General features: G+C 56.6%; 7 protein-coding genes. 5 read left to right on the top strand and 2 right to left on the bottom strand.

All coding sequences use genetic code 11. From position 1 onward, the window contains the following. Window positions 1-171: 171 nt before the first annotated feature. The gene (locus ACTJJA_RS21630; RefSeq protein WP_010436509.1) at window positions 172-453 is read right to left on the bottom strand and encodes a DUF1145 family protein; all 282 of its coding nucleotides are present in this window, start codon (window positions 451-453) and stop codon (window positions 172-174) included. After that, window positions 437-1039 carry a 16S rRNA (guanine(966)-N(2))-methyltransferase gene (rsmD, locus tag ACTJJA_RS21625; protein WP_440669181.1) on the bottom strand — a complete coding sequence of 201 codons (603 nt, stop codon included), beginning with the start codon at window positions 1037-1039 and terminating at the stop codon, window positions 437-439. Before rsmD ends, ACTJJA_RS21630 begins: the two co-directional genes overlap by 17 nt. A 127-nt stretch (window positions 1040-1166) precedes the next feature. On the opposite strand from rsmD, the gene ftsY reads away from it, so the two are divergent. The 5 genes from ftsY (at window position 1167) to ACTJJA_RS21600 (ending at window position 6854) form a co-directional block, all read left to right on the top strand. Beyond that, complete coding sequence (ftsY, locus tag ACTJJA_RS21620; RefSeq protein ID WP_440669180.1) at window positions 1167-2627, top strand: signal recognition particle-docking protein FtsY; 1461 nt, start codon at window positions 1167-1169, stop codon at window positions 2625-2627. A gap of 2 nt (window positions 2628-2629) precedes the next feature. Continuing rightward, window positions 2630-3301 (top strand): cell division ATP-binding protein FtsE, encoded by a 672-nt coding sequence (gene ftsE / locus ACTJJA_RS21615; protein WP_008500091.1) that lies wholly within the window; start codon window positions 2630-2632, stop codon window positions 3299-3301. Beyond that, entirely contained in the window at window positions 3288-4343 is a 1056-nt protein-coding gene (ftsX, locus tag ACTJJA_RS21610) for a permease-like cell division protein FtsX (protein ID WP_108417694.1), read from the top strand. The genes ftsE and ftsX overlap by 14 nt, the downstream gene beginning before the upstream one ends. A gap of 251 nt (window positions 4344-4594) precedes the next feature. Then, window positions 4595-5452: an RNA polymerase sigma factor RpoH gene (gene rpoH / locus ACTJJA_RS21605; protein ID WP_010436497.1), complete on the top strand. Its 858-nt coding sequence runs from the start codon at window positions 4595-4597 to the stop codon at window positions 5450-5452. A gap of 136 nt (window positions 5453-5588) precedes the next feature. Continuing rightward, window positions 5589-6854: a 4-aminobutyrate--2-oxoglutarate transaminase gene (locus tag ACTJJA_RS21600; RefSeq protein ID WP_042713697.1), complete on the top strand. Its 1266-nt coding sequence runs from the start codon at window positions 5589-5591 to the stop codon at window positions 6852-6854. The last annotated feature ends 169 nt before the right edge of the window (window positions 6855-7023 follow it).

Raw genomic sequence — 7023 nt, 5'->3', positions numbered from 1 at the left:
TCTCTCGCATCCCAGGGCATAAGCGACTCCATAAACGGGTTCTTATGCCTTAGTTGTAAGTGTCTACCATGTCCCCGAACAAGTGTTCACTATGTCCCCGGACCGTACACACCCAAGGGGAGAGGGAGTCAATGTTCCCTCTCCCTGTGGGAGAGGGTTAGGGTGAGGGTGTTACTTCTTCACCTGCGCCTTAAACTTCTTCATCCACACCAGCAGCTCAAACACGCCGAAAATAAACACGCGCAGCTGCTGCCATCCGGTCATCTGCGGGCCGTCTTTCGGCAGACCGTTTTTCAGCATCACCATCTGCAGGGCATGCATAAACGACGTGAAAATCAGCGCCACGTTAACGAAAATGTTCATCGGGCGCGGGAACGGGTGCACCAGATTCAGAATCAAAAACGCCCAGACGCCCAGCATTAGCAAACGTCCCAGGTTAATCAGTACCGGCATCGGATCCTCCTTGTGCCTGACGGTGATACAGACGATAAGCAACCTGACCGGCGACCTTTTCGCGGTGCAGATCCCAGTGCGCGGGCACCGGCGGCATACCGTTCTCCACTTCGCTTTCTACATAGATTAGCGCGTCATCCGCCAGCCAGCCGTTTTGCTCCAACAAAGATAACGTCTCTTCCAGCAGCCCCTTGCGGAACGGTGGGTCGACGAACACCACGTTGTGCGGTGTGCCCTGTTGCGCGAGGAAGCTCAGCGTGTTGGTGTTGACCACTCTGGCGTTGCTCGCCTTCAGCGTCGCCAGATTTTGCTGCAGCGTCTGCGCCACGCCGCGCTCCATCTCCAGCAGCGTGGCGCTGGCGGCATAGCGCGACAGCGCTTCAAGCCCTAATGCGCCGCTTCCGGCGAAGCAGTCCAGGCAGCGGGCGTCTACCATTGACGGGGCGAGCCAGTTAAACAGCGTCTCGCGCACGCGGTCGGTAGTGGGGCGTAAACCGGGGCTGTCCGGCACCGGTAATTTCCGGCCTCGCCACTGACCGCCGATAATACGAATTTGACCGGCCGGGGCGCGGTTGGGTTTCTTCATCTCAGGAAAGCTCTGTTAACAATTGGCCTGCGATTGCGGGCGGTGATGTCAATTAAGTAAAGTGTTAGACTATTTCATCATTTTTTTAGCTTACATGTATATAGCGCCGCGAGGAGTGTAGTCGCAGATGGCAAAACAAAAAAAACGTGGCTTCTTTTCCTGGCTGGGCTTCGGTGAAAAAGAGCAAGAAACAGAACAGAAAACCGAAGAACAACAAGCCGTTGAAGAGCAGTCGCAGCCTGAAACGCCTGTAGAAACCGCCGCGGTTGTCGACGCGGAAGAAACGGCGCACAGCAAAGAAGAGATTGAATCCTTTGCTGAAGAGGTGGTTGAGGTCACTGAACAGGTTCAGGAAAGCGAGAAGCCAGAGCCGGTTGTCGTCGAAGACATTACCCACGCGCCGCAGGCCGTTATTGAGCATGAAGAGCTGCCGCTGCCGGAAGAGGTAAAAGCCGAAGAGGTTTCTGCTGAAGAGTGGCAGGCCGAAGCGGAAATCGTTGAAATTGTTGAAGCGGTGGAAGAAGAAGCGGCACTCGAGCCAGAGCTGACCGACGAAGAGCTGGAAGCCCAGGCGCTGGCGGCGGAAGCCGCAGAAGAAGCGGTCATCGTTGTGCCGGTAGAAGAGCAAGCCGAAGAAGAGATTGTTCAGGAGCAGGAAAAACCGACCAAAGAAGGTTTCTTCGCGCGCCTGAAGCGTAGCCTGCTCAAAACCAAAGAAAACTTAGGTTCCGGATTTATCAGTCTGTTCCGCGGCAAGAAGATCGACGACGATCTCTTTGAGGAACTGGAAGAACAGCTGCTGATTGCGGACGTCGGCGTGGAAACCACCCGTAAGATCATCGCCAACCTGACCGAAGGGGCGAGCCGCAAACAGCTGCGTGATGCCGAAGCGCTGTACGGCCTGCTGAAAGACGAGATGGGCGAAATTCTCGCAAAAGTTGACGAACCGCTTAATATTGAAGGCAAAACGCCATTTGTTATTCTGATGGTGGGCGTGAACGGCGTAGGTAAAACCACCACCATCGGCAAGCTGGCGCGTCAGTTCGAGCAGCAGGGCAAGTCGGTGATGCTGGCGGCGGGCGATACCTTCCGTGCAGCGGCGGTTGAGCAGCTGCAGGTCTGGGGCCAGCGCAACAACATTCCGGTGATTGCCCAGCATACCGGCGCGGATTCCGCATCCGTGATCTTCGACGCCATCCAGGCGGCGAAGGCGCGTAACGTGGACGTGCTGATTGCCGATACCGCAGGGCGTTTGCAGAACAAATCGCACCTGATGGAAGAGTTGAAGAAAATCGTCCGCGTCATGAAGAAGCTGGACGAAGACGCACCGCATGAAATTATGCTGACCATTGACGCCAGCACCGGGCAGAACGCCATCAGTCAGGCGAAGCTGTTCCATGAAGCGGTAGGACTGACGGGGATCGCGCTGACCAAGCTGGACGGCACCGCCAAAGGCGGGGTGATCTTCTCCGTGGCCGACCAGTTCGGCATTCCTATTCGTTACATCGGTGTGGGCGAGCGTATTGAGGATTTGCGTCCGTTTAAGGCGGACGACTTTATTGAGGCATTATTTGCCCGAGAGGACTAACAATGATTCGCTTTGAACACGTCAGCAAGGCCTATCTCGGTGGGAGACAAGCGCTGCAGGGGGTAACGTTTCATCTGCAGCCAGGCGAGATGGCATTCCTGACCGGCCATTCCGGCGCGGGGAAAAGTACCCTGCTCAAGCTTATCTGTGGGATCGAACGGCCCAGCGCCGGGAAAATCTTTTTCAGCGGCCACGAAATTAGCCGCCTGAAAAACCGCGAAGTGCCGTTCCTGCGTCGTCAGATCGGCATGATTTTCCAGGATCACCACCTGCTGATGGATCGCACCGTTTTTGATAACGTCGCTATCCCGCTGATTATTGCCGGCGCCAGCTATGACGATATCCGCCGTCGCGTCTCTGCGGCGCTGGATAAGGTCGGGCTGCTGGACAAAGCGAAGAACTTCCCGATCCAGCTGTCCGGCGGTGAGCAGCAGCGCGTGGGCATCGCCCGTGCGGTGGTGAACAAGCCTGCCGTACTGCTGGCGGATGAACCAACCGGTAACCTGGACGATGCCCTGTCCGAAGGGATTTTGCGTCTGTTTGAGGAATTCAACCGCGTAGGGGTCACGGTATTGATGGCGACGCACGACATTGGGCTCATTTCCCGTCGTTCGTACCGCATGCTGACCCTGAGCGACGGGCATTTGCACGGAGGCCACGGTGAACAAGCGTGATGCAATGAACCAGATTCGGCAGTTCGGAAACCGGTTTGACCGTTTCCGTAAGCCGCAGGGCGGCGGTGACGGCAATCGTAATACGCCAAAGCGCCAGAAAGCGGCCCCAAAACCGGCTTCCCGCAAGACCAACGTGTTCAACGAGCAGGTGCGTTATGCCTTCCAGGGGGCATTGCAGGATCTGAAAAGCAAGCCGCTGGCGACGTTCCTGACGGTGATGGTGATCGCCATCTCCCTGACGCTGCCAAGCGTCTGCTACATGGTCTATAAGAACGTTAACCAGGCAGCGTCGCAGTATTATCCGTCGCCGCAGATCACCGTTTATCTGGATAAAGCGCTCGACGATAATGCGGCGGCGCAGGTGGTTGGGCAAATCCAGGCCGAACAGGGCGTGGAGAAGGTTAACTATCTCTCGCGCGATGAAGCGCTGGGCGAGTTCCGTAACTGGTCAGGCTTTGGCGGCGCGCTGGATATGCTGGAAGAGAACCCGCTGCCCGCCGTGGCGGTGGTGATCCCGAAACTCGATTTCCAGGGTACCGATTCGCTTAACACCCTGCGCGACCGCATCACCCGTATCAACGGGATTGATGAAGTGCGCATGGACGACAGCTGGTTCGCCCGTCTTGCTGCCCTGACCGGGCTGGTGGGGCGCGTGTCGGCGATGATCGGCGTGCTGATGGTGGCGGCGGTGTTCCTCGTCATCGGTAACAGCGTGCGCCTGAGCATCTTCGCCCGCCGCGATACCATCAACGTGCAGAAACTGATTGGCGCAACGGATGGTTTCATCCTCCGTCCGTTCCTCTACGGCGGCGCGCTGCTCGGTTTTTCCGGCGCATTTCTTTCACTGATATTGTCAGAAATTTTGGTGATGCGGCTTTCGTCTGCCGTGACTGAAGTGGCGCAGGTTTTCGGAACCAAGTTTGATATCAGTGGCTTAGGGTTCGATGAGTGCCTGCTGTTGCTGCTGGTGTGCTCCATGATCGGCTGGGTAGCCGCATGGCTGGCGACGGTTCAACATTTACGCCACTTTACTCCCGACTAATAAAAGCGTGGTATAATCTTTCCCTGCACCGAGATGTTCGCTCTGCAGGGAAAGCGTCCCTGTTGTCTCTTCCCCTGTTATCATCTTCATGTCACATTTTGTGCGTAATTTATTCACTGTTGCACCTGGAACTTGTGGATAAAATCACGGTCTGATAAAAGTGTGAATGCTAATCTCGCTGCTCAAACGCTTTGGCATGGTTGTTGCCTGATGGGGACAGCCTGGACCAGAAGAAACATTGAGAGGAATGAATGACCAAAGAAATGCAAACTTTAGCTTTAGCCCCTGTTGGTAACCTGGAATCTTACATCCGGGCTGCGAACACCTGGCCGATGTTAACGGCCGAGGAAGAAAAGGAGCTTGCTGAAAAGCTGCATTACCAGGGCGATCTGGAAGCAGCTAAGACGCTGATCCTGTCTCACCTGCGCTTTGTTGTTCACGTTGCTCGTAACTACTCGGGCTACGGCCTGCCGCAGGCGGACTTGATTCAGGAAGGTAACATCGGCCTGATGAAGGCTGTACGTCGCTTCAACCCGGAAGTGGGGGTGCGACTGGTCTCCTTCGCCGTGCACTGGATCAAAGCAGAAATTCACGAATACGTCCTGCGTAACTGGCGTATTGTGAAGGTCGCCACGACAAAAGCGCAGCGCAAACTGTTCTTCAATCTGCGTAAAACCAAGCAGCGTCTGGGCTGGTTTAACCAGGATGAAGTCGAAATGGTGGCGCGCGAGCTGGGCGTATCCAGCAAAGACGTCCGTGAGATGGAATCCCGCATGGCCGCGCAGGACATGACCTTTGACATGTCCTCCGACGACGACGCCTCTGACAGCCAGCCGATGGCCCCGGTCCTGTACCTGCAGGATAAAACCTCTAACTTTGCCGACGGCATTGAAGAGGACAACTGGGAAGACCAGGCGGCGAACAAGCTGACCTTCGCGATGGAAGGCCTCGACGAGCGTAGCCAGGATATCATCCGCGCCCGCTGGCTGGACGAAGACAACAAGTCCACGCTGCAGGAGCTGGCCGACCGCTACGGCGTTTCCGCGGAACGTGTCCGTCAGCTTGAAAAGAACGCCATGAAAAAACTTCGCGCTGCTATCGAAGCGTAATCTAAGCGGAGTACACCGATAACCCCTGGATGCGAGTCCGGGGGTTTTGTTTTTTTAGCACCCGCTCTGGCGAATTCCCTCCCCCTGGCAAACACTTACTGATGCGCTAAGCAGGCGACTTTCTCAGGGGGACAGGGTGAAAAATAACGAACTGAACGACCGGCGTTTACAGGCGACGCCGCGCGGCATCGGCGTGATGTGTAACTTCTATGCCGATAAAGCCGAAAACGCCACGGTGTGGGACGTGGAAGGCAATGAGTACATCGACTTCGCCGCCGGGATCGCGGTGCTGAATACCGGCCATCGCCATCCAAAAGTCATTGCCGCCATCGAAAAACAACTCCACGCCTTCACCCACACGGCCTACCAGATTGTGCCGTATGAGGGCTATGTGGCGCTTGCCGAACGCATCAACCAGCGCGTGCCGATTGACGGTCCCGCCAAGACCGCCTTCTTCTCGACGGGCGCAGAAGCGGTTGAAAACGCGGTCAAAATTGCGCGCGCGTACACCAAACGCCCTGGCCTTATCACCTTTGGCGGCGCCTTTCATGGCCGCACCTTTATGACCATGGCGCTGACAGGCAAGGTCGCACCCTACAAGCTGGGCTTCGGCCCGTTCCCCGGCTCGGTGTACCACGCACAGTTCCCTAACGATCTGCACGGCATCAGCACGGCGGAAGCGTTAAAAAGCCTGGAGCGCATTTTCAAAGCGGATATCGCGCCAGACCAGGTGGCGGCCATTATCCTTGAACCGGTTCAGGGTGAGGGCGGGTTCAATGTCGCGCCCGCCGATTTTATGCAGGCGCTGCGTGCCCTGTGCGATACCCACGGAATTTTGCTGATTGCCGACGAAGTCCAAACTGGCTTCGCCCGCACCGGCAAGCTGTTCTCGATGGAAAACCACTGTGTGAAGCCGGACCTTATCACCATGGCGAAAAGCCTGGCGGGCGGAATGCCGCTTTCGGCGGTCTCTGGTCGGGCGGAGGTGATGGACGCCCCCGCGCCCGGCGGGCTGGGCGGCACCTACGCGGGTAACCCGCTGGCGATTGCCGCGGCCCATGCGGTGCTGGACGTGATTGACGAAGAAGATCTCTGCACCCGCGCGGCGCACCTTGGCCACCATCTGGTAGAGGTGCTAAATAAAGCGAAGGATGGCTGCCCGTATATTGCCGACATTCGTGCGCAAGGCTCTATGGTGGCGGTGGAGTTCAACGATCCGCAATCCGGGCAACCCTCGCCGGAATTCACCCGACAGGTGCAAGAACGCGCGTTGAACGAAGGGCTGCTGCTCCTGAGCTGCGGCGTGTACGGCAACGTGATTCGCTTCCTCTATCCGCTCACCATCCCCGAAGCGCAGTTCCGACAGGCGCTGGATATTATTTCCGCCTCGCTGACACGATAAAGCCAAATGCCCGGCGCAAAACGGTGCCGGGCCTGGCATAGATACATTTCAAATTAGCTATTCCAAAATCATAAAAATCGGGTATGTTTTAGCAGAGTATGCTGAAAAAGCGCGAACAGCACACCTATAACTGACATAAAGCGCTGCACAACAACATCACAACAATCGT

It is taken from the genome of Enterobacter sp. 22452, assembly GCF_052045065.1.
In the GTDB taxonomy this organism is placed as follows: domain Bacteria; phylum Pseudomonadota; class Gammaproteobacteria; order Enterobacterales; family Enterobacteriaceae; genus Enterobacter; species Enterobacter mori.
This window is presented reverse-complemented; position numbering and strand designations above follow the sequence as displayed.